21 protein-coding genes and 1 pseudogene are annotated in these 21,737 nt (G+C 72.5%); 14 read left to right on the forward strand and 8 right to left on the reverse strand.

The window, feature by feature from the left end; all coding sequences use genetic code 11:
* Positions 1-108 precede the first annotated feature (108 nt).
* Positions 109-375: pseudogene (locus ACIBTV_RS14500) on the forward strand (transposase); the annotation flags it as partial.
* Between the two features lie 499 nt (positions 376-874).
* A complete protein-coding gene (locus ACIBTV_RS14505) occupies positions 875-1,600 on the forward strand; it encodes a tetratricopeptide repeat protein (protein WP_396704918.1) in 726 nt (241 codons plus the stop codon).
* A gap of 74 nt (positions 1,601-1,674) precedes the next feature.
* Here ACIBTV_RS14505 and ACIBTV_RS14510 read toward each other — a convergent pair whose 3' ends face one another.
* Both ACIBTV_RS14510 and ACIBTV_RS14515 read right to left on the reverse strand, forming a co-directional pair.
* Complete coding sequence (locus ACIBTV_RS14510; RefSeq protein WP_396704920.1) at positions 1,675-2,658, reverse strand: zinc-dependent alcohol dehydrogenase family protein; 984 nt, start codon at positions 2,656-2,658, stop codon at positions 1,675-1,677.
* Between the two features lie 68 nt (positions 2,659-2,726).
* Entirely contained in the window at positions 2,727-3,302 is a 576-nt protein-coding gene (locus ACIBTV_RS14515) for a TetR/AcrR family transcriptional regulator (RefSeq protein ID WP_396704921.1), read from the reverse strand.
* 188 nt (positions 3,303-3,490) lie between these two features.
* On the opposite strand from ACIBTV_RS14515, the gene ACIBTV_RS14520 reads away from it, so the two are divergent.
* Both ACIBTV_RS14520 and ACIBTV_RS14525 read left to right on the forward strand, forming a co-directional pair.
* Positions 3,491-3,817 (forward strand): DUF4190 domain-containing protein, encoded by a 327-nt coding sequence (locus tag ACIBTV_RS14520; protein WP_396704923.1) that lies wholly within the window; start codon positions 3,491-3,493, stop codon positions 3,815-3,817.
* A gap of 168 nt (positions 3,818-3,985) precedes the next feature.
* Positions 3,986-4,588 (forward strand): TetR/AcrR family transcriptional regulator, encoded by a 603-nt coding sequence (locus tag ACIBTV_RS14525; RefSeq protein ID WP_396704925.1) that lies wholly within the window; start codon positions 3,986-3,988, stop codon positions 4,586-4,588.
* Between the two features lie 136 nt (positions 4,589-4,724).
* Here ACIBTV_RS14525 and ACIBTV_RS14530 read toward each other — a convergent pair whose 3' ends face one another.
* From ACIBTV_RS14530 to ACIBTV_RS14540, 3 genes are all read right to left on the reverse strand, one after another.
* Complete coding sequence (locus ACIBTV_RS14530) at positions 4,725-5,393, reverse strand: TOPRIM nucleotidyl transferase/hydrolase domain-containing protein (protein WP_396704927.1); 669 nt, start codon at positions 5,391-5,393, stop codon at positions 4,725-4,727.
* Positions 5,394-5,443: 50 nt separating this feature from the next.
* Positions 5,444-6,364 (reverse strand): 5'-3' exonuclease H3TH domain-containing protein, encoded by a 921-nt coding sequence (locus tag ACIBTV_RS14535; RefSeq protein WP_396704929.1) that lies wholly within the window; start codon positions 6,362-6,364, stop codon positions 5,444-5,446.
* A 183-nt stretch (positions 6,365-6,547) separates the two neighbouring features.
* Positions 6,548-7,927 carry a glycosyl hydrolase family 18 protein gene (locus ACIBTV_RS14540; protein ID WP_396704931.1) on the reverse strand — a complete coding sequence of 460 codons (1,380 nt, stop codon included), beginning with the start codon at positions 7,925-7,927 and terminating at the stop codon, positions 6,548-6,550.
* Between the two features lie 229 nt (positions 7,928-8,156).
* Here ACIBTV_RS14540 and ACIBTV_RS14545 point away from each other — a divergent pair, with 229 nt between their 5' ends.
* The 3 genes from ACIBTV_RS14545 to ACIBTV_RS14555 all read left to right on the forward strand — a co-directional run bounded on the left by ACIBTV_RS14545 (position 8,157) and on the right by ACIBTV_RS14555 (position 11,037).
* Complete coding sequence (locus ACIBTV_RS14545; RefSeq protein WP_396704932.1) at positions 8,157-9,272, forward strand: M24 family metallopeptidase; 1,116 nt, start codon at positions 8,157-8,159, stop codon at positions 9,270-9,272.
* Positions 9,269-10,411, forward strand: a complete 1,143-nt coding sequence (locus ACIBTV_RS14550; RefSeq protein WP_396704934.1) for an acyl-CoA dehydrogenase family protein — start codon at positions 9,269-9,271, stop codon at positions 10,409-10,411. The genes ACIBTV_RS14545 and ACIBTV_RS14550 overlap by 4 nt, the downstream gene beginning before the upstream one ends.
* Before the next feature lie 119 nt (positions 10,412-10,530).
* A complete protein-coding gene (locus ACIBTV_RS14555; RefSeq protein WP_396704935.1) occupies positions 10,531-11,037 on the forward strand; it encodes an Lrp/AsnC family transcriptional regulator in 507 nt (168 codons plus the stop codon).
* Here the strand turns inward: ACIBTV_RS14555 and ACIBTV_RS14560 are convergent.
* On the reverse strand, positions 10,967-11,578 hold the full coding sequence (locus tag ACIBTV_RS14560; RefSeq protein ID WP_396704937.1) for a histidine phosphatase family protein: 612 nt from the start codon (positions 11,576-11,578) through the stop codon (positions 10,967-10,969). The two genes, ACIBTV_RS14555 and ACIBTV_RS14560, sit on opposite strands and share 71 nt — an antisense overlap.
* A 199-nt stretch (positions 11,579-11,777) precedes the next feature.
* Between ACIBTV_RS14560 and ACIBTV_RS14565 the strand changes: the two genes are divergently transcribed.
* Entirely contained in the window at positions 11,778-11,972 is a 195-nt protein-coding gene (locus tag ACIBTV_RS14565; protein WP_396704939.1) for a CsbD family protein, read from the forward strand.
* A 104-nt stretch (positions 11,973-12,076) separates the two neighbouring features.
* On the opposite strand, the gene ACIBTV_RS14570 is transcribed toward ACIBTV_RS14565, so the two are convergent.
* Together ACIBTV_RS14570 and ACIBTV_RS14575 are read right to left on the reverse strand one after the other, a co-directional pair.
* Entirely contained in the window at positions 12,077-13,237 is a 1,161-nt protein-coding gene (locus ACIBTV_RS14570; RefSeq protein ID WP_396704941.1) for a low temperature requirement protein A, read from the reverse strand.
* Positions 13,238-13,336: 99 nt separating this feature from the next.
* On the reverse strand, positions 13,337-14,743 hold the full coding sequence (locus ACIBTV_RS14575; protein WP_396704943.1) for a KamA family radical SAM protein: 1,407 nt from the start codon (positions 14,741-14,743) through the stop codon (positions 13,337-13,339).
* 89 nt (positions 14,744-14,832) lie between these two features.
* Between ACIBTV_RS14575 and ACIBTV_RS14580 the strand changes: the two genes are divergently transcribed.
* Genes ACIBTV_RS14580 through ACIBTV_RS14605 form a run of 6 tightly spaced genes read left to right on the forward strand, consistent with a single transcriptional unit; the run spans position 14,833 to position 21,573 of the window.
* Positions 14,833-15,942 (forward strand): zinc-binding alcohol dehydrogenase, encoded by a 1,110-nt coding sequence (locus tag ACIBTV_RS14580; protein ID WP_396704944.1) that lies wholly within the window; start codon positions 14,833-14,835, stop codon positions 15,940-15,942.
* 4 nt (positions 15,943-15,946) lie between these two features.
* The gene (locus tag ACIBTV_RS14585) at positions 15,947-17,518 is read left to right on the forward strand and encodes an amidohydrolase (protein WP_396704946.1); all 1,572 of its coding nucleotides are present in this window, start codon (positions 15,947-15,949) and stop codon (positions 17,516-17,518) included.
* Entirely contained in the window at positions 17,515-19,074 is a 1,560-nt protein-coding gene (locus tag ACIBTV_RS14590) for a lysine 5,6-aminomutase subunit alpha (RefSeq protein WP_396704948.1), read from the forward strand. Before ACIBTV_RS14585 ends, ACIBTV_RS14590 begins: the two co-directional genes overlap by 4 nt.
* Positions 19,071-19,823, forward strand: a complete 753-nt coding sequence (locus ACIBTV_RS14595) for an OAM dimerization domain-containing protein (RefSeq protein WP_396704950.1) — start codon at positions 19,071-19,073, stop codon at positions 19,821-19,823. The genes ACIBTV_RS14590 and ACIBTV_RS14595 overlap by 4 nt, the downstream gene beginning before the upstream one ends.
* Positions 19,820-20,212: a hotdog domain-containing protein gene (locus tag ACIBTV_RS14600; RefSeq protein ID WP_396704952.1), complete on the forward strand. Its 393-nt coding sequence runs from the start codon at positions 19,820-19,822 to the stop codon at positions 20,210-20,212. The genes ACIBTV_RS14595 and ACIBTV_RS14600 overlap by 4 nt, the downstream gene beginning before the upstream one ends.
* Positions 20,209-21,573, forward strand: a complete 1,365-nt coding sequence (locus ACIBTV_RS14605) for a glutamate mutase L (protein WP_396704953.1) — start codon at positions 20,209-20,211, stop codon at positions 21,571-21,573. Before ACIBTV_RS14600 ends, ACIBTV_RS14605 begins: the two co-directional genes overlap by 4 nt.
* Positions 21,574-21,737 lie beyond the last annotated feature (164 nt).

The raw sequence follows: 21,737 nt of genomic DNA on the forward strand, positions 1-21,737 counted from the left end.
CTCGAACAGATCGCCGCCGCCGCGGCCACCGGCCTTCCAACAGCACAAAGCTAAACAAAATCAAGAAACTGTCTCAGTTGACTTGACAGGTTCCGCGCCGGTGTCGACCTGCAGATCGTCGCCCGCAACGCCGACGTGAAAGGCTTCCAGGTGCTACCCCGACGGTGGGTGGTGGAACGAACCTTCGCCTGGTTGGGACGGTGCAGACGGTTGGCCCGCGACTACGAACGCAAACCCGCGCACGCCGAAGCGATGATCAAAGTCGCCATGATCCGGCTCATGGCCGCCCGCCTCGCCGGCGAGGACATCGAACCGCAAGGCCCCATCGAGACCGAAGCAGCCCGACGCCTCGACGACGAACTCAACCACAAGTAGTCACCGGGTAACCCAACACTTTCTGAGGCCACCGGCCACTGGCCAGGCGTCGACGCCAGCGTGCGGCCGTTCCCGTCCACGGTTACGGCGGAATGACGAACGACCTGCGGCAGCGCCCATCCGCGTCCGGCCGGTGACAGCCCGGTGACAAGCCTGGGGATCGGGGAGCAGGTTGGGAGCAACCGGCTGTTCTGAACGGCTCCGAACGGCATCCAACCGCACTGAACAGCACACCCCGCACCCACCCTGAGCTGCGGGGTGTGCGTCCAACCCTGGCGGGCTCTGCCCGCCGCCACCCGCGCCGCCGTCGTCGACCAGGCCGAACGCCTCGCCGCCCACCGGGCGGTCACCCTCGCCGGCGTCGAGTTCACCGACTGACGGCCGGCTTCGCCGCCCTCCGGCACCTGACCGGCCCGGGGACGGCGAGACTGTCACCGGGACCCGGCAGTGGCCACCGCGGCTCGGCCCGTCCCGGACCGGGTCCGGCAGGAGAGGAAACATGACCTTCAGCGACGACGTCCGCGCGGCCTTTCGGCGCGGGGAGACCGACGCCGTGGTGCGGATGAGCGAGGCCGAGATCGAACGGGCGCGGGCGGCCGGCGATCCGGCCGGCGAGGTGGAGGCCCGCTACAGCCTGGCCCGGGTGGCCATCCGCTCGGGTGACCTGGCTCTGGGGGAGGTCCGCGCCCGAGAGGCCCTCGACGTCGCGGTGCGCGCCGGTGACCGTGGCCTCGAGGAGCGGCCACGGCACGTGTTGGCCGCCGTGGCGCGGATGTCCGGTCAGCTGCTCCGCGCCCGGGACCTCTACCGGGAGAGCATCGCGCTCAATGAGGCGCTGGACCAACCCGCGACGGTCAACTCGGAGACGCACAACCTCGCCTTCTGCGAGCTGCGGCTGGGTAACGTCGAGGAGGCCCGGCGACTGTTCGCGGAGAGCCGCGAGCGGGTGTTCCGCAACGACTGGGCCGACTTCGTCCCGTACGTCTGCCTGGCGGGCGCGGCGCTCGGCGTGGCTGAGGGCGACCATGCGCGGGCGGCGCGGATGATCGGCGTGGCGGACGCCGCGTTCGCGGCGCTCGGCCAGGTGCCGGACCCCGACGACGCGGCCGACCTCGCTACGGCCCGCGTCGCCGCCACCGCGGCGCTGGGCGCGGCGACCTTCGACGTGGAGTACGCGGCGGGCCGGCGCCTCGACCCTCGGACCGCCTTCGCCGATCGACGGTGACCCGCGGGACGTCGCTCCCCACGCGGGCGGGCGCGGCCCGTCCCCGCCGCACCCGCCCGGCACCGCGGTGAGCGTCACCCGACGTCGATCACGACCTTGCCGGTTGCGGTGCCGCTCTCGACGAGGGTGTGGGCGTCGGCGACGGTGGCCAGGGTGAACCGTCGGTCGTCCAGGATCGGCGTCAGGCCTGCGGCGTCGGCCAGGGCGCTCGCCGCGCGCAGGATCTCCCCGTGGTGCTCGCGGCCCCGACCGCTGAGCATCGGCAGCAGCGTGAAGACGCCGGAGTAGGTGGCGCCGCGGAACGACAGGGGAGCGAGGCTGTGGGTGCCCCAGCCGAGGGCGCTGACGACGTGTCCGGTGTAGGTGCGCACGGCGGCGAACGAGGCGTCGAGGGTGGCGCCGCCGACGGTGTCGAAGACGATGTCGAAGCCCTCGCCGCCGGTGTGCCGGGCGACGTAGTCCTCGACCGACGTGGTGGTGTAGTCGATCGGGGTCGCGCCGAGCCGCCTGATGGTGTCCGTGCTCCGGGCGGACCCGGTGGCGAAGACCTCGGCGCCCCGGGCGCGGGCGATCTGGACGGCGGCCTGCCCGACGCCGCCGGCGCCCCCGTGGACCAGGACGCGGTGGTCGGCGCTCACCCCTGCCCGGTCCACGAGCGCTTCCCAGGAGGTGATGACGGCCAGCGGCAACGCCGCCGCCGCGCGCATGCTGAGCGACGTCGGTTTGCGGGCGAGCAGGCGGGCGTCCACGGCCGCGTAGTCGGCGAGCGATCCCTGGAGGTCGCCGACTCCGCCGGTCAGGCCGTACACCTCGTCGCCGGGTGCGAAGTCACTGACGTCGGGCCCCACCGCCGCCACGACGCCGGCTAGGTCCATGCCGAGTACGGCCGGTGGGTGGGTCCGGGCGTGGGCCGCCTTACCGGCCCGGATCTTGGTGTCGAGTGGGTTGACGCCGCTGGCTGCGACCCGGACCAGTACCTGGCCGGGCCCGGCCACCGGTTCTTCGATCTCGGTCAGCGTCAGCGGTCCGCCGAATTCGTTGAGCACTACCGCGCGCATCGTGTCGTCGCCTCGTCTTTCGATGCCTGGAGGTGGTGGAGTTGATGATGTGGGAGAGGGGTTACCGGTCAGGCCGTGTGCTGGGCCACGAGGGCCCGGGCGGCGGCCTTCGCCTCGTCCACCACGGCCCGGTTCTGCAGCAGCCGGCCCGAGGCCAGTGCGCCGTCGATCAGGAGCCCGACCTGGCGGGCCAGCGCGGCCGGGTCGCCCGCGCCGGCCTCCGTGGCCAGCGTGGTGAGCCATCCGTTGCGGCGGTCGGTGTGCCGCACCGTGATGGCGCGGGCCTCCGAGTCCAGCGGCGCCTCGACGGCCGCGCTGACGAAGGGGCAGCCGAAGAAGCCGTGCCGGTCGAACGCGTCCAGCAGCGCGTCGAAGAGCCCGACGATCTGGTCGCCGGGCCGGTCACCGGCGCGTGCCGCAGCGTTCTGCAGTTGGGCCATCCAGGAGTCGTCGGTACGCCGCAGGTAGGCGGCGATCAGTTCGTCCTTGGTGCGGAAGTGGACGTACAGCGTCGACTTGGCCACCCCGGACTCGGCGATGACCTGGTCGATGCCGACACCGCGCAGGCCGTGGGTGTAGAACAGCTCCGCCGCCGTGCGGAGGATCCGCTCCTCTGCGGTGGTCCTGCGTGTCTTCGTGGCCATGGCGCCTCCCTTAATCGAACAGACTAGTCCGTTCGATTAAGGGTGCGCACGTGATTGCCGTCACGGAGAGTGAACACCATCGGGGTCGCTGGCCCGGACGGCGCGAAGGTCGCCAGGACGGCGGTACGCCTCTCTTGCGCTCGCGGTCGACACTGTGAGGCGATCATCCGCACCCCTTGGAGGACGCCATGGACCAGCCGCCCACCCCACCACCCCCGTCAGCGGCGGGTCCCACGCCTGGTCACCCGCTGTTCCCGCCGTACCCGTACTCCCCGCCGATGAACGTGTACGCCATCCTCAGCCTGGTCTTCGGCGTGATGGTGTTCCCGCCGTTGGGCATCTACTTCGGCGGCAAGGCCAAGCAACAGATCGCCCAGACCGGTGAACGGGGCATCGAACTCGCCACCGCCGGCGTCGTCGTCGGCTGGATCTTCACCGTGATGTACGGGCTCTTCTTCCTCCTGTGGTGCGGCGTGGTGGGCGCGATGATTGTCGGCACGGGGCTCTCGGTCTGACGGACGCGGCCGGCGGGATGTCGGCGAGGCCGTCGCTCGACAGAACGCTGACTCAGCGGCCTATCTGTGCTGCTGAGAGTCATCGGCCTCTCGGGGCATCCGCCTCGGCCGGACACCGGCTCCGCGCACAATCGGACGATTTTCGTCCGATTGTTGTATGCTGGGGCGATGGCTGATCTCGACACGGTGCCCGCTGCCCGGGCGGACGCGCGGCGCAACCGACGCCAGCTGATCGTCGCGACGCGGAACGCCATCGCCGCGCGCGGTCTCGAGGTGTCGGCCCTCGACATCGCCAAGGCGGCGGGCGTGGGCGTGGGCACGTTGTATCGGCGCTTCGGCACCAAGGAGGCGCTCTTCGACCACGTCGTGCTCGGCCTCTACGACGAGCTGCTGGAGACCGCGCGGGTCTGTCTGGAACGCGCCGACCCGTGGGACGGCCTGTCGGAGTTCATCATGGACCTGGCCGGGGCGCACCGCGACAGCCGAGGGCTGGCCGAGGTCACCGCGGCGTGCGAGCGGCCACCGACACCCGAGCTCGCCCAGCGGACCACCGCCCTGCAGGAGGCCGTCGCCCGGTTGACCGAGCGGGCACACGCGGCCGGTGTCCTGCGCGAGGACGTCACCTGGCAGGACGTCCTGCTCTTCTCCCGGGCGCCCCTGGACAGCGATCACTGCCTCGGCGTGGACGCCGGTCCGGACGGCTGGCGTCGCCTCGTCACGGTCCTGCTCGACGGGATGCGCGCCCCCGGGCACACCGTTCTCGCCACCTGACGCTGTCGGGCATGGACGGCTTCGGGTGCATCCGGCAGGGCCCCGCGCCGCACCTTCGCCCGGCCGGCTGACCTGAGCGCCGGTCAGCCGGCGCGCACGGGTCGTGAAATCTGCCAGGCCCGAGATGGTCGGGCGGTCACACGGCGGTGAGCAGCGCGTCGAGCGGTCGTGGCAGGGTGTCCCGGGCGACCGCGGCCTCGACGAGCAGCCGCGCGTAGCGCAGGTTGCGGCGCGAGCTGCTGCGGAGGAAGCGCCACAGCTGTGCCTCGGGCGCCCGGTCACGCCAGGCCGGCTGGCTCTGGAACGACCGGTACAGCCGCAGGTCGCCGTGTGCGTCCAGGAGCGCCTCGACCCGCACGGTGCCGAGGGCCCGGATCAGCTCGTCCTCCAGGTCGTCGACGCAGACTTCGAACCCGAAGCGCGCCATCTCGGCGCGGGTGCGCGGGGCGCCGAGACCGGACCGCTCGAGGCCGCGGCGGAAGACCTCCTCCTCGCGTACGTCGCAGAGGCCGACGAGTCGTGGCCGGGGGGTCAGGGGCGTCAACCTGGTGAGGAAGCGTCCGATCGCGTGTGCCCCGCCGATCGGCAGGATCACGACCCGCTCGGCCACCAGGTCGCGGCCGCGGCACCGGGCGGCCGTCTCCAGCGCGATCTGGTCGCTGATGCCCTCGACCAGCAGCACGGCCGCGGCGGAGTCGACCCGAGCCAGGGCGTGCGCCGTGGCCCGGACCGAGGCGGCGTTGCCGCCGCGAAGACCGTCGACCGCCTCGGTGGCGAAGGGGTCGGCTGGTGGGGTGGTCGGCATGGCCGTCATCCTCGGCGATCCGCCGCCGGACCACCAGGGATTAACGGAGGTCAGTTCCGGTCGGCGAGGGCGTCGACCAGGCGGCGGGTGGAGCCGGCCAGGTTCCAGCGCTGGGCCAGCTCCAGCAGGGCGTCCGGGTCGGCGGGGGCGGTGGGCAGCGTGGTCGCCAGCTCCGGCAGGGGCACGTCGAGCGCGACTCGGACCACCTTGGGCGCCACCGCCAGGTAGTCCCGGGCGGCGGCGAGCTTCGCCCGCAGACCCGGGGCGAACCCGGAGCCCGGGTCGTCGAGGGCGGCGAGGATGCCGTCGAGGTCGCCGTAGCGGGTGATCAGCCGCGCCGCGGTCTTCTCGCCGACCCCCGGCACGCCCGGCAGCCCGTCGCTGGGGTCGCCACGGAGCGCGGCGAAGTCGGCGTAGCACGCGGCGGGCACACCGTAACGGGCCTGGACCGCGGCGTCGTCGCAGTCCTCCAGCTTGGCGACGCCGCGCCCGACGTAGAGCAGCCGGACCGGCCGGGCGTCGTCGACCAGTTGGAACAGGTCGCGGTCGCCGGAGACCACCTCGACCGGTGCCGGCTGGGTGACCGAGAGGGTGCCGAGCACGTCGTCGGCCTCGTAGCCGGCGGCCCCGACGGTGGTGATGCCGATCGCGGCGAGCACGTCGAGGATGACCGGCACCTGCGGGGTGAGGGTGTCGGGCACGACCTCGCCGCCCTCCGGTGCCAGCCGGTGCGCCTTGTAGGACGGCAGCAGCGCCACCCGCCAGTCGGGCCGCCAGTCGTGGTCCATCGCGCAGACCATCCGGTCGGGCCGGCGGGTGCGGATCAGCGTCGCGAGCATGTCGAGGAACCCGCGGACCGCGTTGACCGGGGTGCCGTCCTCGGCCCGGGCGGCGGACTCGGGAACCCCGAAGTAGGCCCGGAAGTAGAGGCTCGGTGAGTCGATCAGCAGGATCGGAGGTCGGTGTGCCACGCCGGACAGCCTGGCACAGCCCACCGACGAAGGACAGCACGCCCCGCGCGCCGGCCACCCCCCTTCCCGACCTCGGCCTCGGCCTCGGCGGGTGCCCCGCTCGGTGGTGACCGCCGCCTGCCGACGTGTCGGTCCCCGCCGGGCCGCTACGGCGCCGACGGGGACCGGGGGGTACGCGCGGGATCAGGCGGGCAGCGTCCAGCGCTGGTTGGCGCCGGCGAAGCAGTCCCAGATCTGCAGCCGCGTGCCGTCGGCCGAGCTGTTGTCGGTCGCGTCGAGGCACTTGTTCGACGCGGGGTTGCGCAGCGTGCCGTTGGACTGGGCCTGCCAGACCTGGGCGCCGCTGCCGTTGCAGTCCCACAGCTGGATCTTGGTGCCGTTGGCGGTGCCGGCGCTGGTCACGTCCATGCACTTGCCCAGGGCCCGCAGGGTGCTGTCGCTGGACACGGTCCAGCGCTGGGCGGCGGTGCCGTTGCACGTGTACAGCTGGATGGCGGTGCCGTTGGCGGTGCCGGCCGCGGCGACGTCGACGCACTTGCCGCCGATGCCGGTGATCTGGCCGGTCCGCCCGGTCGGCGGTGGGGTGCCGCCGCCCATGACGGTGTCGTAGATCGCGCTGACCAGCGAGGTGGAGTCGTTGCGGTCCTGGGACAGCTCCCAGTTCATCATGCCGCCGGCGTTGGCCAGCGCCCACTGCGTCTTGCGTTTGACGGTCGGGACGCCGTTGTAGCACTGTTGCACGCCGCCGACGGTGTAGCAGTCCCGGTTGGCGTTGGCCGGGTCCATGCCGACGAGCTGGGTGTAGGTGTAGTAGCCGGGCCGGCTGTAGAACGGCACGCCGAGCACCGCCTTGCCGGCCGGCAGGCCGCGGGCCTTCCAGCCGTTCACACTGTTGATCGACCAGTCGTAGTTGGCGTGTGGGCTGCCGCCGTCGTACGCCATGATGTTGAGCCAGTCGACGTAGCCGAAGACCGAGGTGGGCACGCCCTGGACGTAGTAGCCCTCGGCGACCACGGCGGCGGTGAGCAACTTGCCCTGGGGGCGCAGCGCGTTGCTGAGCTGCTGCATCAGCAGGGCGTAGTTGTTGGCCGAGGTGCCCGGGTCCGGGTACTCCCAGTCCATGTCGACGCCGTCGAGGCCGTACTGGTTGACGAAGCTGACCACGCTGTTGACGAACGTGGTGCGGCTGCCGGAGTTGGCGGCGAGGGCCTCGAAGGCGGAGTCGTCGCCGTCGTTCCAGCCACCGATGGCGATCGAGACCTTCACGTTGTTGGCGTGGCCGAGGGACACCAGCGAGGAGAGCTTGCTGGGGTTCTCCACCGCGCGCAGGGTGCCGTTGCTGTTGGGCAGGACGAACGCGTAGTTGATGTGGGTCAGCTTGTTGTACTGCACCGAGTTGACGCTGCCCGCCCAGGACGGCATGTAGCCGACGCTCTTGAAGTTGTTGGGCAGCACGACGGCCTCGGCGGCGGTCGGGGTGAGTGCGAGGCTGGCCGCGGCCGTGGTCAGCGCGAGCAGACCGGCGGCCAGGGCCGAACGGCGGCGGGGACGTGGTGAGGACATCGAGGGCCTTCCCGTGGGCGGTTGCGGCGCGTACCGCCTGGTCCGGCGGCTGCGTGGGTCGACCGCCGGGCCGGGCGTACGGGTGGAGTACAGGGCTGTTTCCTCGAGGTGGCCAAATCTTAAAGAGTGTTAACTGACGTCGTCAACGATGACTCTCGATGAATCGGAGAGCGTTTCCCGACGCGCCGACGCGCTAGGTCACGGCCCAAACGACCGTTAAGCTGACGGCGTGGACCTCGAGGCGCTCTACCCGCCGGATCGGCTGCTCGACGCCCGCCGCGCCACCGCCGCGGCCGGCCTCGACGCGCTGCTGCTCACCCCCGGCTCCGACCTGCGCTACCTGACCGGCTACGACGCGCGCGTGGGGGAACGGCTGACCTGCCTGGTGCTGCCCGCCGAGGGGGAGCCGACCCTGATCGTACCGACGCTGGAGCGGCCCGCCGCGGAGGCGTCGCCCGCGCCGGCCACCGGCGTCCAGATCGTCGACCACGCCGACGGCACCGACCCGTACCCGCTGGTGCGCAAGGCCCTCGGCGGGCCGGTCGGCGCGGTCGGGCTCGCCGACCGGATGTGGGCCGAGCAGGTGCTCGCGCTGCGCCACGCGCTTCCCGGCGCCGACCAGCGGTTGGCCGGCGAGGTGCTGCGCGAGCTGCGGATCCGCAAGTCCCCGGCGGAGGTCGCGGCGCTCGCCGAGGCCGGCGCGGCGATCGACGCCGTGCACCGCCGGATGGGGCAGTGGCTGCGGCCGGGTCGGACGGAGGCCGAGGTGGCCGCCGACATCGCCGCCGCGATCCGGTCGGCCGGGCACGTGACCGTCGACTTCGTCATCGTCGCCGCCGGGCCCAACGGCGCGAGCCCGCACCACGGCACGTCGGACCGGCTGATCGGCGTCGGTGAGCCGGTGGTGGTGGACATCGGCGGCACCATGCCGTCGGGCTACCGCTCCGACTGCACCCGCACCTACGTGGCGGGCGGCCCGGCGCCGGCCGAGTTCGTCGACTACTACACGGTGCTGCGCGACGCGCAGGCCGCGTCCGTCGCGGCGGTGCGTCCGGGGGTGCGCGCGGAGGCGGTCGACGCGGCCGCCCGCACACCGATCGCCGAGGCCGGCTTCGGTGCCGCATTCCTGCACCGCACCGGGCACGGGATCGGCCTGGACGGCCACGAGGAGCCGTACGTGGTGGCGGGCAACGACCGGGCGCTGGAGCCGGGGATGGCGTTCTCCGTCGAACCGGGCATCTATCTGGCGGGCCGGCACGGCGCCCGCATCGAGGACATCGTCGTCTGCACGACGGACGGCGTGGTACGGCTCAACACCACCCCCACGGAGCTCATCGCACTATGACTGTCGACCGCATCCTTCCCACCGACGAGGCCCACGACCTGCTGGACCTCGCCACCGAGATCGCCGACCGGGAGCTGGCGCCGAAGGCCGCCGAGTTCGAGGAGCGCGCCGAGTTCCCCCGCGAGGTGCTGCGCACGCTGGGTCGGGCCGGGCTGCTCGGCCTGCCCTACCCGGAGGAGCACGGCGGGGCGGCCCAACCGTACGAGGTCTACCTGCAGGTGCTGGAGATCCTGGCCAGCCGGTGGCTCGCGGTCGCCGAGGCGGTCAGCGTCCACACGCTCTCCTGCTACCCGGTGGCCACGTTCGGCTCGGACGCGCAACGCAAGCTGCTGCCCGACATGATCGGCGGGGAGCAGCTCGGCGCGTACTGCCTCACCGAGCCGCAGGGCGGTTCCGACGCGGCGGCGCTGACCACGAAGGCGGTCCGTGACGGCGACGCGTACGTCGTCACCGGCACCAAGGCGTGGATCACCCACGCGCGGGTGGCGGACTTCTACAACGTCTTCTGCCGCACCGGCGGGCCCGGGCCGAAGGGCATCTCCTGCCTGCTCGCCGACCGGGCCACGCCGGGCATCACCCCGCAGCCGGCGGAGCGCACCATGGGTCTGCACGCGTCGCCGGTCGCGCAGATCGCGTTCGACGGGGCTCGGGTGCCGGCCGACCGGCTGGTCGGCGGCGAGGGGATGGGCTTCCACATCGCGCTGTCCGCCCTGGACTCGGGGCGGCTGGGCATCGCGGCGTGCGCGGTGGGGCTGGCGCAGGCGGCGCTGGACTACGCGGTCGGCTACGCCCGCGACCGCCGGCAGTTCGGTCAGGCGATCATCGACTTCCAGGGGCTGGGCTTCCTGCTCGCCGACGCGGCCACGCAGATCGCCGCGGCGCGGGCGCTGACCCTGGCGGCGGCGCGGCTGCGCGACGCCGGCCGGCCCTACTCGACCGAGGCCGCCAAGGCGAAGCTGTTCGCCACCGACGTGGCGATGCGGGTGACCACGGACGCCGTGCAGGTGCTCGGCGGCGCGGGCTACGTGGCCGACCACCCGGTCGAGCGGTACATGCGGGAGGCCAAGGTGCTCCAGATCGTCGAGGGCACCAACCAGATCCAGCGGATGGTCATCTCCCGCGCGCTGGCGAGGGGCTGACCTGCGGGCTCCACCGAGCGTCGCCGGGCCGGTGCGGTGCGTCGCGGCGGCCGCGCCGCCCCGGCCGTCGGGGCGGCGCGTCGTCGCCGTGGCGCGTTTTTCCCGGTAGGTTGCACGCCGTGGAGGAGACCGACCGTGCCATCGTCGCCGCGCTGACCGCTGACGGCCGACTGTCGTACACGGATCTGGCGGAGAAGGTGGGGCTGTCGGTGTCCGCCGTGCACCAGCGGGTGCGGCGGCTGGAGCAGCGCGGGGTCATCAAGGGGTACGCGGCGCGGGTCTCCTTCGAGGCGTTGGACCTGCCGCTGACCGCGTTCGTGGCGATCCGGCCCTTCGACCCGTCCCAGCCGGACGACGCGCCGGAGCGCCTGGCGCACCTGCCCGAGATCGACTCCTGCTACTCGGTGGCAGGGGAGGACTTCTACCTGCTGTTGGTGCGGGTGGCCGGCCCGGCCGACCTGGAGCGCGTGTTGCAGGAGATCCGGACGGCAGCGAACGTCACCACCCGCACGACGGTGGTGCTGTCGACCCCGTACGAGGGCCGGCCGCCGAAGGTCAGTGCCGAGGGGTCGGCTCGGGGGCGGTCCCGGGGGCCGGAGGAGCGGGCTGGTTCCACCGCAGGATGACCTGCCGCCCGTGCTCGTGACCGAGCACGCTGACGGTCGCGGTGTCCAGGCGCAGCCGGCCGCCGGCGGAGGGTGGCAGGCCGATCCACCGGGCGCCGAGCACGCGCAGGCTGTGGGCGTGCCCGACGAGACCGACGGTGCCGCGGTCGAGCAGGGGAGCGACGCGGGTGAGGACCCGGTCCATCCGTTCCCCGACCTGGCCGGGTGACTCGCCGCCGGGGCAGCCGTCGGTCCAGATGTTCCAGTGCGGGTCGTCCTCGTGGATGTCCACGGTGGTGCGCCCCTCGTAGTCGCCGTAGCTCCACTCGGCGAGGTCGTCGTCGACGCCGTCCACGGTGAGGCCGGCGAGTTGGGCCGTGCGCAGCGCCCGGGCGCGGGGGCTGGCCAGCACGGTGACGAACCGGCGGCCGGCGAGGAAGGCGGCGAGGGTCCGGGCCTGCCGTTCGCCGTCGGGGGTGAGCTCCAGGTCGGTGTACGAGGTGTGGCGGTGGCTGGCGCTCCAGGTGGTCTCGCCGTGTCGGATCAGCAGGAGCTCTCCCATGGGCCCAGTTAACCATCGGTGCGGGGCCATGCACCCGGCACCGGCCTGCATGGCTCCACTCGACTGATCCTATCTTCCTAGGACGCCCTAGCGGGCGTGCAGCCCCGCACACCAGACCAACCAGACGCCGGGGGCACGGTTTGGCGTTCGGGGGACCGGGCAAGCGACCTGGACACTCGCCAACGACGGAGGAGGCGGCATGAGCTTCGCCGACAAGACGAGGAACAAGATGCAGGAGATGACCGGTGCCGCGAAGGAGCGGATCGGCGACATGACCGACAACGAGCGGATGCGGGCCGAGGGCGCCAGCCAGCAGGGCACGGCGAAGGCCAGGCAGGCCGGCGAGAGCGCCAAGGACGCGGGTCGCAACGCCCGCGACGCGTTCCGCGGCTGACGTACGCGGACGGGGCGGCGGTTCGGGGTGACCCGGACCGCCGCCGTGCGTCCTGCCTGACGCCGGGTGACGGACGGCGGTGGTCTACCTCCGTGAGCTCGCCGTCATCCGGTACGCCCCGCGTCCAGTCGGAGTGCCTGCCTGCTGAGACCGCCGTCGCGCAGCCGTATGACGGTCAGGATCGCGATCAGGGCGGCGAGCAGCAGCGCGGCGTTGAGGAGAGCGCCGATGGGGGCACTGGCGAGAACCACCGCTGCGGTGACCAGGTGACCGCGGACCCGGCCGGTACGGAGAACGTGACGGGCGTCGGCGACCGCGAGCAGGAAGAGGGCCACGCCGCCGCAGAGTGCGAGGGCTCTCGGCCAGCCGGTGGGTTCTCCGGGTTGTGCCACGACGGCGTGGAGGCCGGTGGCGGTGGCGATGACGCCGAGCAGCAGCAGGAAGTGGTCGAGGATGTAGACGCGGCTGGCGCGTCGAGTGCGGGTGCCACGGTCGGCGCGGCGGAGGCTCGCTTCGGCGGCGGGGGCGTCGGCGAAGTACGTCCACCAGAGCGTGGCGGGCAGGGCGAGGGCCATCACGAGGGCAGCGGCGGTGCCGGGCCCGAGCTGCGCGAGCGGCGTGCCCATGCCGATGGTGACGACGACCTCGCCGAGGGCGATGATGACGAGCAGGCCGTGGCGTTCGACGAAGTGGGCCGGGGCGAGGTGGAAGCTGGCGGCCGCGCTGAGCCAGGAGTGGCCGGGGAGCAGGTAGGGCAGGACGGTCTGGGTGAAGACGGCGGCGCCCCAGAGGGCGGGGACCGCAGGGCCGTCGAGAGGGCCGGCGGTGAGGATGAGCAGGGCGGCGCCGAGGTTGTAGGGCGCGAGCCGGCGGACGCCGGCGTGGGCGCTGCCGCGGCGGAACAGGGTGAGGTGGACGGCGACCACGAGGAGGTAGCCGACGCCGAAGAGCAGGCCGCCGCCGCTGAGGGCGTCGGGGATGGTGGTGGCGGTGAGCAGGTAGCCGGCCATGCCCGTGAAGAGCAGGAGTTTTCGGGTGGTGCCGCGGGGGCGGACGTGGTTGGTCAGCCAGACGTAGCCGGTGTAGAGGTACCACAGCAGGCCGAAGATCAGGATGGTGTGGCCGAGGTTGGTGGCGTCCAGGTCGTCGTCGAGGAGTCTGACCAGTTGGGTGACGGTGAGGACGAAGACCACGTCGAAGAAGACCTCGACCGGGGTGGCGCGCTCGGGGGTGTCCGGGTCGCGGTCGGGCCGTGCGGGTCCCATGAGGGTGGACGTTAGTGGTCCGGGGTGGGTGCCGGCCGGGGAACGCGTCACCCCCGCCGGTGGCGACCGGCGGGGGTGACGCGGGCGTGGTGCGGGTGGTCAGTCGTCGCGGTGCGCGGTCCACCAGGCCTGACCGGCCTGGGGCAGGGTGTCGATCGGGTCGTAGTAGGCGTAGCGCTTGTTGAGCGCCTCCAGGTCGGCGGACTCGATGGAGGTGCGGTAGTTCTTCGTCCAGTACGAGATGCCGCGCTCGCGGTCGTACTCGGTGAGCATGTGCACCCAGCGCTTGCCGACGAAGGGCACGTCGCAGACGATGCGCGGGGTGGCGTAGCCGGGCAGGTAGCCCATGATGTCGTGCTGGAGCTGCTGGGCGTGCCAGACGGGGACGCGCCAGTGCTCGGCGTTGGGGATCATGTCGCACATGTAGAAGTAGTAGGGCAGGATGCCCGCCTCGCCCTGCAGCGCGAAGCAGAGGTCGAGCAGGTCGCGGGTGGTGGCGTTGACGCCGCGCATGAGGACGCCCTGGTTGCGGACGTCGCGGACGCCGACGTCGAGGGCGGTCTGGGCGGCTCTGGCGACCAGCGGGGTGAGCGACTGGGCGTGGTTGACGTGGGTGTGGATGGCCAGGTTGACGCCGCGGCGGGCGGCGGTGCGGGCGACGCGTTCCAGGCCTTCGACGACGTCGGGCTGCAGCCAGTGCTGGGGGAGGCCCATGAGGGCCTTGGTGGCGAGCCGGATGTCGCGGATGGTCTCGATCTCGAGGAGTCGCATCAGGTACGACTCGAGGTTGCGCCACGGCACGTTGGCGACGTCTCCGCCGGAGACGACGACGTCGCGGACGCCGGGGTGGGCCCGCAGGTAGGTGATGTGGGCGTCGTAGCGGTCGACGGGCTTGAGGGTGAGCTTGAGCTTGTCGACGGCGGGGGTGGAGTTGCCGACGAGGTCCATGCGGGTGCAGTGGCCGCAGTACTGCGGGCAGGTGGAGAGCAGCTCGGCGAGGACCTTGGTGGGGTAGCGGTGGGTGAGGCCCTCGGCGACCCACATGTCGTGTTCGTGCAGGGAGTCGCGGCTGGCGTACGGGTGTGAGGGCCAGTCGGTGCGCCGGTCGGAGGCGACGGGGATCATGTAGCGGCGGACCGGGTCGGCGAGGAACGCCTCGGTGGTCATCGGCGCGAACGGGACCATGGTGTTGAGCATCTGCGGTGGCACCAGCATGGACATGGTGGCCAGGCTCTTCTGGTCGGCTTCGAGGTCGGCGTAGAAGGTGTCGTCGACTCCGTCGCCGAGGACGGCGCGCAGTTGCTTGATGTTCTTGACGCAGTTGACGCGTTGCCACTGGGCGGATTCCCACTGGTCGCGGGTGACGTGGCGCCAGCCGGGGAAGCGGGTCCAGTCGGGTTCGACGAGGGGCGCGCGGCGGTATTCGTAGGGCTGGCCGGTGGCCGGGGTGGCGGCGGGGGAGGTCCGCTCCTGGGGGATGGTCTCCACCGAGTGGGTCTGGGTCACGGGCCCTCCTCGCGGGTGATGATCAGTGGCCCCGAAGGCTACTGGAAAATATCCGGTGAAGAAATTAGTCTGCCGGAAGTTTTCCCGCTATGCGAGCCCTAGCCGGGGGTTCGGGCGGCCGGACAGGGGAGGTTGGCGTGACGTCACCGGTTGGTCTGCACCGCGTCCTGGAGCCGGCGGGGGTGCTGCCGCAGGGGGCGTGGCGTCTCGACGCGAGCCCGGAGATCGCCGCGAACGAGGTGCGGATCCGGGTGGAGCGGTTGAACCTGGACGCGGCGAGTTTCCGGCAGTTGTGGGAGAAGCACGGCGGGGACGGGGACGCGGTGCGCGCCGAGGTGCGGCAGATCGTGGCGACCCGGGGCAAGATGCAGAATCCGGTGACCGGGTCGGGCGGGATGCTGATCGGCACGGTGGAGGAGGTCGGCCGTCGGTCGCCGCTTCAGCTGAGGCCGGGGGACCGGGTGGCGACGCTGGTGTCGTTGACGTTGACGCCGCTGGCGATCACGGACGGGTTGTCGCGGTGGGACGGGCGCAGCGAGCAGGTGCCCTGCGACGGGCACGCGATCCTGTTCGCGCGGTCGATCGCCGCGGTGCTGCCCGACGACGAGGATCCGCAGCTGTCCCTGGCCGTGCTGGACGTGTGTGGGGCGCCGGCGCTGACCGGGCGGGTGGTGTCGCGGTACGTGGCGGATCGGGCCCGTGAGGCAGACCCGCGGCCGGTGACGGTGGCGGTGATCGGTGGGGCGGGCAAGAGCGGGTCGCTGTCGCTGGCGGCGGCGCGGCGGGCGGGTGCCGCGCGTACGGTCGGGGTGGTTCCGGTGGCGGCGGAGCGGGACGCGCTGGCGGCGGCCGGGTTGGCCGACGCGGTGGCGTTGGCCGACGCCCGGGACCCGGTGGCGTTGTCGACGGCGGTGACGACGGCGCTGGGGGTGCCGGCGGACGTGACGGTGGTCTGCGTGGACGTGCCGGGGTGCGAGCACGGTGCGGTTCTGGCGACCGCGGACGGTGGCACGGTGATCTTTTTCTCGATGGCGACGAGTTTCTCGGCGGCGGCGTTGGGCGCGGAGGGTCTGGCGGCGGACGTGACGATGCTGGTGGGCAACGGGTACGTGCCGGGGCACGCGGAGCTGGCGTTGGGGTTGCTGCGCGCCGAGCCGGGGGTGCGTCGACTCTTCGCGTCGCGGTTGACGGCAGACTGAGGACATGACGAATCCCTCGACGTTGTACCGCGGCGGAGTGCTGCACTGCCCCGCCGATCCGAGCGCGAGCGCGTTGCTGGTGTCCGATGGGCGGATCGCCTGGTTGGGGGCGGCTGAGGACGCGCCGGCCGCCGACCGGGTGGTGGATCTGGACGGGGCGTTGGTGACGCCGGTGTTCGTGGACGCGCACGTGCACGCGACGGACACCGGGTTGGCGTTGTCGGGGCTGGATCTGGCGGGTGTGCGGTCGGCGGGGGAGCTGCTGGACGCGGTGGCCGGGTTCGCGGCGGGTCTGCCGGCGGACGCGGTGGTGCTGGGGCACGGCTGGGACGAGTCGACCTGGGCGGTGCCGGAGTTGCCGGATGCGGCGGCGGTGGGTCGGGCGGCCGGTGGCCGGCGGGTGTACCTGTCGCAGGCGTCGATCCATTCGGCGTTGGTGTCGGCGGCGATGCTGGCGGCGGCGCCGGAGGTGGTGGCCGCGGCGGGGTACGACGCGTCGGGGTGGCTGCGTCGGGACGCGCACCATGTGGTGCGGGCGGCGGCGTTCGCGTCGGTGACGCGGGCGCAGCGGGTGGCGGCGCAGCGGGCGGCGTTGGCGCACGCGGCGTCGTTGGGGATCGGGGCGGTGCACGAGTGCGGTGGGCCGGAGATCTCCGACGAGGAGGACTTCACGGGGCTGTTGGGCATCTCGGGTGCGGGGTTGCCGGAGGTGTACGGCTACTGGGGTGAGCTGGGTGGCGCGGCCCGGGCGCGGGAGTTGGGCGCGGTGGGTGCCGGTGGGGACCTGTTCGCCGACGGGGCGTTGGGGTCGCGGACGGCGCACGTGTCGGCGGCGTACCTGGACGGGGAGCCGGGGGCGTGTGGGCACGGGTACGTGAGCGCGGAGCAGGTGCGGGATCACCTGTTGGACTGTGCGGCGCACGGGCTGCAGGGCGGGTTCCACGCGATCGGTGACGCGGCGATCGGCACGGTGTTGGAGGGTTTCGCGGCGGCGGCTCGGACGCTGGGGGTGGAGCGGGTGCGGGCGGCCCGGCACCGGGTGGAGCACGCGGAGATCATGAGTAAGCGGTTGATCGCCGGGTTCGTGGAGTACGGGATCGTGGCGAGCATGCAGCCGGCGTTCGACCGGTTGTGGGGTGGCGCGGGCCGGATGTACGAGTCGCGGTTGGGGTTGGACCGGTCGTTGGCGTCGAATCCGATGGGCGCGATGCACGGGGTGGGTGTGGCGTTGGCGTTCGGGTCGGATTCGCCGGTGACCCCGCTGGACCCGTGGGGGTCGGTGCGGGCGGCGGCGGCGCACCACAACCCGTCGCAGCGGATGAGTGTGCGGGCGGCGTTCGCGGCGCACACGCGCGGCGGGTGGCGGGCGGTGCACCTGGACAACGAGGGGGTTCTCGCGTTGGGCGCGCCGGCGACGTTCGCGGTGTGGGACACGCCGGCGGGGGTGGATCGGGGTCTGCCGGTGCTGTTGGCGGAGGACCCGGAGCTGCGGGGGCCGGAGGACCCGACGCCGTTGCCGGTGTGTCGGCGCACGGTGCTGCGTGGGGACGTGATCTATGAGGAAGGGTCTTCGTGAGCGGGAAGCTTGACCTGGATCCGGTGTTGGTGGCGCGGGCGCGGGAGTTGGCGCGTCGGGCGGGTCAGCCGGTGGTGGATCTGGCGCGCAGCCACACGACGGTGTCGGTGGAGCGGGCGGTGCTGCGGTTGGCCGGGGTGACCGGTGCCGACCCGGACGGTATTCCGTGGGTGAACCGGTTGGTCGACGCGGTGGTCGCCGATGTCGGGTTGGGGCACGGGGTGGCGTTGCCGGTGTTCGACGCGCTCGCCCGGGAGGACCTGACCGATGTGACGTTGCTGGCGCAGAAGGCGGCGGCGGGGTCGGTGCGGTTCGGGGTGCCGACCGGTCGGGCGGCCACGGCGGCGCGGCGGGCGGCGCGGAGGGTGGTCGCCGGTGGGGTTCGGGCGATCGACCGGCGGCGGGCCGAGCGGGAGCGGCTGGTCAAGCGGTACGGGGATCCGGCGCAGCGGCCGTGGATCTACCTGATCGTGGCGACGGGGGACATCTACGAGGACATTCCGCAGGCGCAGGCGGCGGCGCGGGCCGGCGCGGACGTGATCGCGGTGATCCGGTCGACGGGGCAGTCGTTGCTGGACTACGTGCCGGAGGGCGCGACGCGGGAGGGTTTCGCCGGCACGTACGCGACGCAGGAGAACTTCCGGTTGATGCGGGCGGCGTTGGACGTGTCGTCGAAGGAGTTGGGCCGGTACGTGCGGCTGACGAACTACGCGTCGGGGTTGTGCATGCCGGAGATGGCGACGCTGGCGGGTCTGGAACGGCTCGACATGATGCTCAACGACTCGATGTACGGGATTCTGTTCCGCGACATCAACCCGATCCGGACGTTCGTGGATCAGCGGTTCTCGCGGCAGGTGCACGCGCGGGCGGGGATCATCATCAACACCGGGGAGGACAACTACCTCACCACCGCGGACGCGGTGGAGGAGGCGCACACGGTGACGGTGTCGCAGCTGCTGAACGAGTTCTTCGCGCACGAGGCGGGGTTGGCGGACTGGCAGTTGGGGTTGGGGCACGCGTTCGAGATCAACCCGGATGTGCCGGAGTCGTTCCGGTTGGAGTTGGCGCACGCGTTGTTGGCGCGGGAGTTGTTCCCGGACGCGCCGTTGAAGTGGATGCCGCCGACGAAGCACATGACGGGGGACGTGTTCCGGGGCAATCTGCTGGACGGGTTCTTCAACCTGGCGGGCACGCTGACCGGGCAGGGGATCCTGCTGGTGGGGATGATGACCGAGGCGGTGGTGACGCCGTGGTTGTCGGACCGGGACATCGCGTTGCAGAACGTCCGGTACGTGTTGGGCGCGGCGGGTGGGTTGCACGAGGATTTCGTGCCGGCGCCGGGCGGGTTCATCCAGCAGCGGGCCAACCGGGTGCTCGGTGAGGCGGTGGAGTTGCTGGAGCGCATCGGTGAGCAGTCGCTGCTGGCGGCGATCGCCGAGGGCACGTTCGGGATCATGAAGCGGCCCGCGGACCGGGGGAAGGGTCTGGACGGGGTGGCCCGGCACGAGGACGGCTACTTCAATCCGGCCACGGAGCTTCTGGAGCGGGCGGCATGACGGAGAAGAAGGTCGTCCGGCCGTACGGGGACACCACCGGTGACGGCATGGTGCAGGTGTCGTTCACGTTGCCGGTGCCGCATGACAAGCGGGCCGAGGGCGCGGCGATCCAGTTGGCCGGGAAGATGGGCATCGACCCGGCGATGCTGGTGCACGCGAAGCAGATGGGTGATGGTTACACGTTCTTCGTGGTGTACGGGCGGGTGAACCATCTGGTGGACCTGTCGGCGGTGCAGGTGGTGGAGCGTGACTTCCCGCTGTTGTCGGCGAAGGAGGTCAACGCGGTGGTGAAGCAGCGGCTGCGGCGGAAGCTGTCGGTGGTGGGGGCGTGCATCGGCACGGACGCGCACACGGTGGGCATCGACGCGATCCTCAACGTGAAGGGCATCGCCGGTGAGAAGGGCCTGGAGTACTACCGGGAGTTGAAGGTCGCCAACCTGGGCGCGCAGGTGAGTGTGCCGGAGTTGGTGGAGGCGGCCCGGGTGGAGAAGGCGGACGCGGTGCTGGTGTCGCAGGTGGTGACGCAGCGGGACGCGCATCTGCACAACACGCGGGAGATGTCGGCGGCGTTCCGGGAGGCGATGCCGGCGGGTCGGCGTCCGCTGCTGATCGTGGGTGGGCCGCGGTTCGACGAGACGATGGCCGAGGAGTTGGGCGTGGATCGGATCTTCGGGCGGGGCACCACGCCGGGTGAGGTGGCCAGTTATCTGGTGCACGCCCTGGTGACGAACAGGAGGGTGGCGGCGTGAGCGACGCGAGGCTCGGGTTGACGGTGACGCATCGGCGGTATGTGCCGTACTCGCACGCGCACTACGCGGGCAACCTGGTCGACGGGGCCTACGCGATGGGGTTGTTCGGTGATGTGGCCACGGAGGTGTGCATCCGCACCGACGGCGACGAGGGGTTGTTCGCCGGCTATTCGGATGTGCGGTTCACCGCGCCGATCCGGGCGGGGGACGTGGTGGAGGTGACCGCGCGGGTGACCCGGGTGGGCACGCGCAGCCGGACGTTGGAGTTGAGCTGCGTGGTGGTGTGTCGGGGCCGCCCGGACCGGTCGGAGTCGGCGGCGGAGGTCCTGGATCCGCCGATCGTGGCGGTCACCGGGACCGGCACGGTGGTCGTGCCCGCGGTGGCGTGAGCGTCGCGGTCTGCGCCGACGTCGGGTCGACGTACACGAAGGTGGCGGTGGTCGACCTGGCCGACGGTGCGCTGCTGGCGGCGGCGGCCGCGCCGACGACGGTGGGCACGGACGTGCTGCACGGTCTGGACGCGGCGGTCACGGCGGCCACCGCGGGTCTGGGCGGCGGGGACGCGCCCTGGTACGTGTGCTCGTCGGCGGGCGGTGGGTTGCGGCTGGCCGTCGTCGGCTACGAGGAGTTGGTGACGGCGCAGGCGGGCCGGCGGGTGGGCCTGTCGGCGGGCGCGAACGTGGTGCATGTGGCCGCGGGGCGGCTCGGGGCGGCCGACGTGGCGGCGTTGCGGGCGGCCCGCCCGGACGTGGTTCTGCTGGTCGGTGGCACCGATGGTGGCGACGCGGAGGTGTTGACGCACAACGCGACGCGGCTGGCCCGTGCCCGCTGGCGGGTGCCGGTGGTGTTGGCCGGCAACGTCGACGTGCGTGCGGAGTTGGCGGGGGTGCTGGCCGCGGCGGGGGTGCCGGTGACGGTGGCCGACAACGTGTTGCCCCGCATCGGGGTGCTGGCGCCGGCGTCGGCGCGGGCGGCGATCCGGGAGGTGTTCCTGCGGCACGTCATCGGCGGGAAGCGGTTGTCGCGGGGTGGCCGGTTCGCGAAGCTGGTGCGGGCGGCCACCCCGGACGCGGTGCTGACCGGGGTGGAGGTCCTCGCCGATCGGGTCGGTGGTGACCTGGTGGTGGTGGACGTCGGTGGGGCGACCACCGACGTGTATTCGGTGCTCACTCCGGATGAGCGGGCCGGTGGGCCGGGTCGGGAGGTCGCGGGCTCCCTGTGGCGGGCCCGCACGGTCGAGGGTGACCTGGGGATGCGGTGGAGCGCGCCGGGGGTGGTGCGGGCCGCCGCGGAGGAGCGGTTGCTGGCGGCGGGGGAGCAGGAGGACCTGGCGCGGGCGGCGGCGGTGCGGGCCGCGCAGCCGGGGTTCCTGCCGGCCGGGGAGGCGCAGCGGGCGGTGGACCGGCGCATCGCCGAGCTGGCGGCGACGGTGGCGGTGCGCCGGCACGCCCGGGGTGGGGCCACCGGTGAGCGGGGTGGCCGGGATCTGCGGGATGTGCGGTTGGTGGTGGGTTCCGGTGGGGTGCTGCGGCACGCGCCGGCCGGGCAGGCGCAGCGCGTGCTCACGGCGGTGCTGTCCGACCACGCCGGTGGGTGGGCGTTGCCGAGGGCGGCGCGGGCGGTGGTCGACGTCGAGTATGTGCTGGCGGCCGGGGGTCTGCTGGCGGCCGAGCATCCGGGGGCGGCCGCGGATCTGCTGACCCGTCACCTGGTGGGTGGGGCGCTGCCGGAGGCCGACCCGATCGGGTGAATGGTCGATGAACGGTCACCGGCGGGCCGGTGACGGCCCTGCGGGTGGGAATCGCCGACGCGACACGCCGGTGTGGTGTGGGCGACTCGTCGGGGGTGGGTTGACAGGGCCGGGGGTGCAGCACGTACCGTCTTTGAGTCCTACTACGGGAAGCGGCTGTTGTT

Origin of the sequence: Micromonospora sp. NPDC049366 (genome assembly GCF_044466625.1) — a bacterium.
Taxonomy (GTDB): Bacteria; Actinomycetota; Actinomycetes; order Mycobacteriales; family Micromonosporaceae; genus Micromonospora.

Excerpts from the sequence above, each read along its gene's own strand:
- ACIBTV_RS14520 (WP_396704923.1), top strand. The coding sequence starts at position 3,491 with ATGGACCAGCCGCCCACCCCACCACCCCCGTCAGCGGCGGGTCCCACG.
- ACIBTV_RS14525 (WP_396704925.1), top strand. The coding sequence starts at position 3,986 with ATGGCTGATCTCGACACGGTGCCCGCTGCCCGGGCGGACGCGCGGCGC.
- ACIBTV_RS14515 (WP_396704921.1), bottom strand. The coding sequence starts at position 3,302 with ATGGCCACGAAGACACGCAGGACCACCGCAGAGGAGCGGATCCTCCGC.
- ACIBTV_RS14550 (WP_396704934.1), top strand. The coding sequence starts at position 9,269 with ATGACTGTCGACCGCATCCTTCCCACCGACGAGGCCCACGACCTGCTG.
- ACIBTV_RS14560 (WP_396704937.1), bottom strand. The coding sequence starts at position 11,578 with ATGGGAGAGCTCCTGCTGATCCGACACGGCGAGACCACCTGGAGCGCC.
- ACIBTV_RS14510 (WP_396704920.1), bottom strand. The coding sequence starts at position 2,658 with ATGCGCGCGGTAGTGCTCAACGAATTCGGCGGACCGCTGACGCTGACC.
- ACIBTV_RS14530 (WP_396704927.1), bottom strand. The coding sequence starts at position 5,393 with ATGCCGACCACCCCACCAGCCGACCCCTTCGCCACCGAGGCGGTCGAC.
- ACIBTV_RS14505 (WP_396704918.1), top strand. The coding sequence starts at position 875 with ATGACCTTCAGCGACGACGTCCGCGCGGCCTTTCGGCGCGGGGAGACC.
- ACIBTV_RS14585 (WP_396704946.1), top strand. The coding sequence starts at position 15,947 with ATGACGAATCCCTCGACGTTGTACCGCGGCGGAGTGCTGCACTGCCCC.
- ACIBTV_RS14540 (WP_396704931.1), bottom strand. The coding sequence starts at position 7,927 with ATGTCCTCACCACGTCCCCGCCGCCGTTCGGCCCTGGCCGCCGGTCTG.
- ACIBTV_RS14570 (WP_396704941.1), bottom strand. The coding sequence starts at position 13,237 with ATGGGACCCGCACGGCCCGACCGCGACCCGGACACCCCCGAGCGCGCC.
- ACIBTV_RS14595 (WP_396704950.1), top strand. The coding sequence starts at position 19,071 with ATGACGGAGAAGAAGGTCGTCCGGCCGTACGGGGACACCACCGGTGAC.
- ACIBTV_RS14580 (WP_396704944.1), top strand. The coding sequence starts at position 14,833 with ATGCGAGCCCTAGCCGGGGGTTCGGGCGGCCGGACAGGGGAGGTTGGC.
- ACIBTV_RS14565 (WP_396704939.1), top strand. The coding sequence starts at position 11,778 with ATGAGCTTCGCCGACAAGACGAGGAACAAGATGCAGGAGATGACCGGT.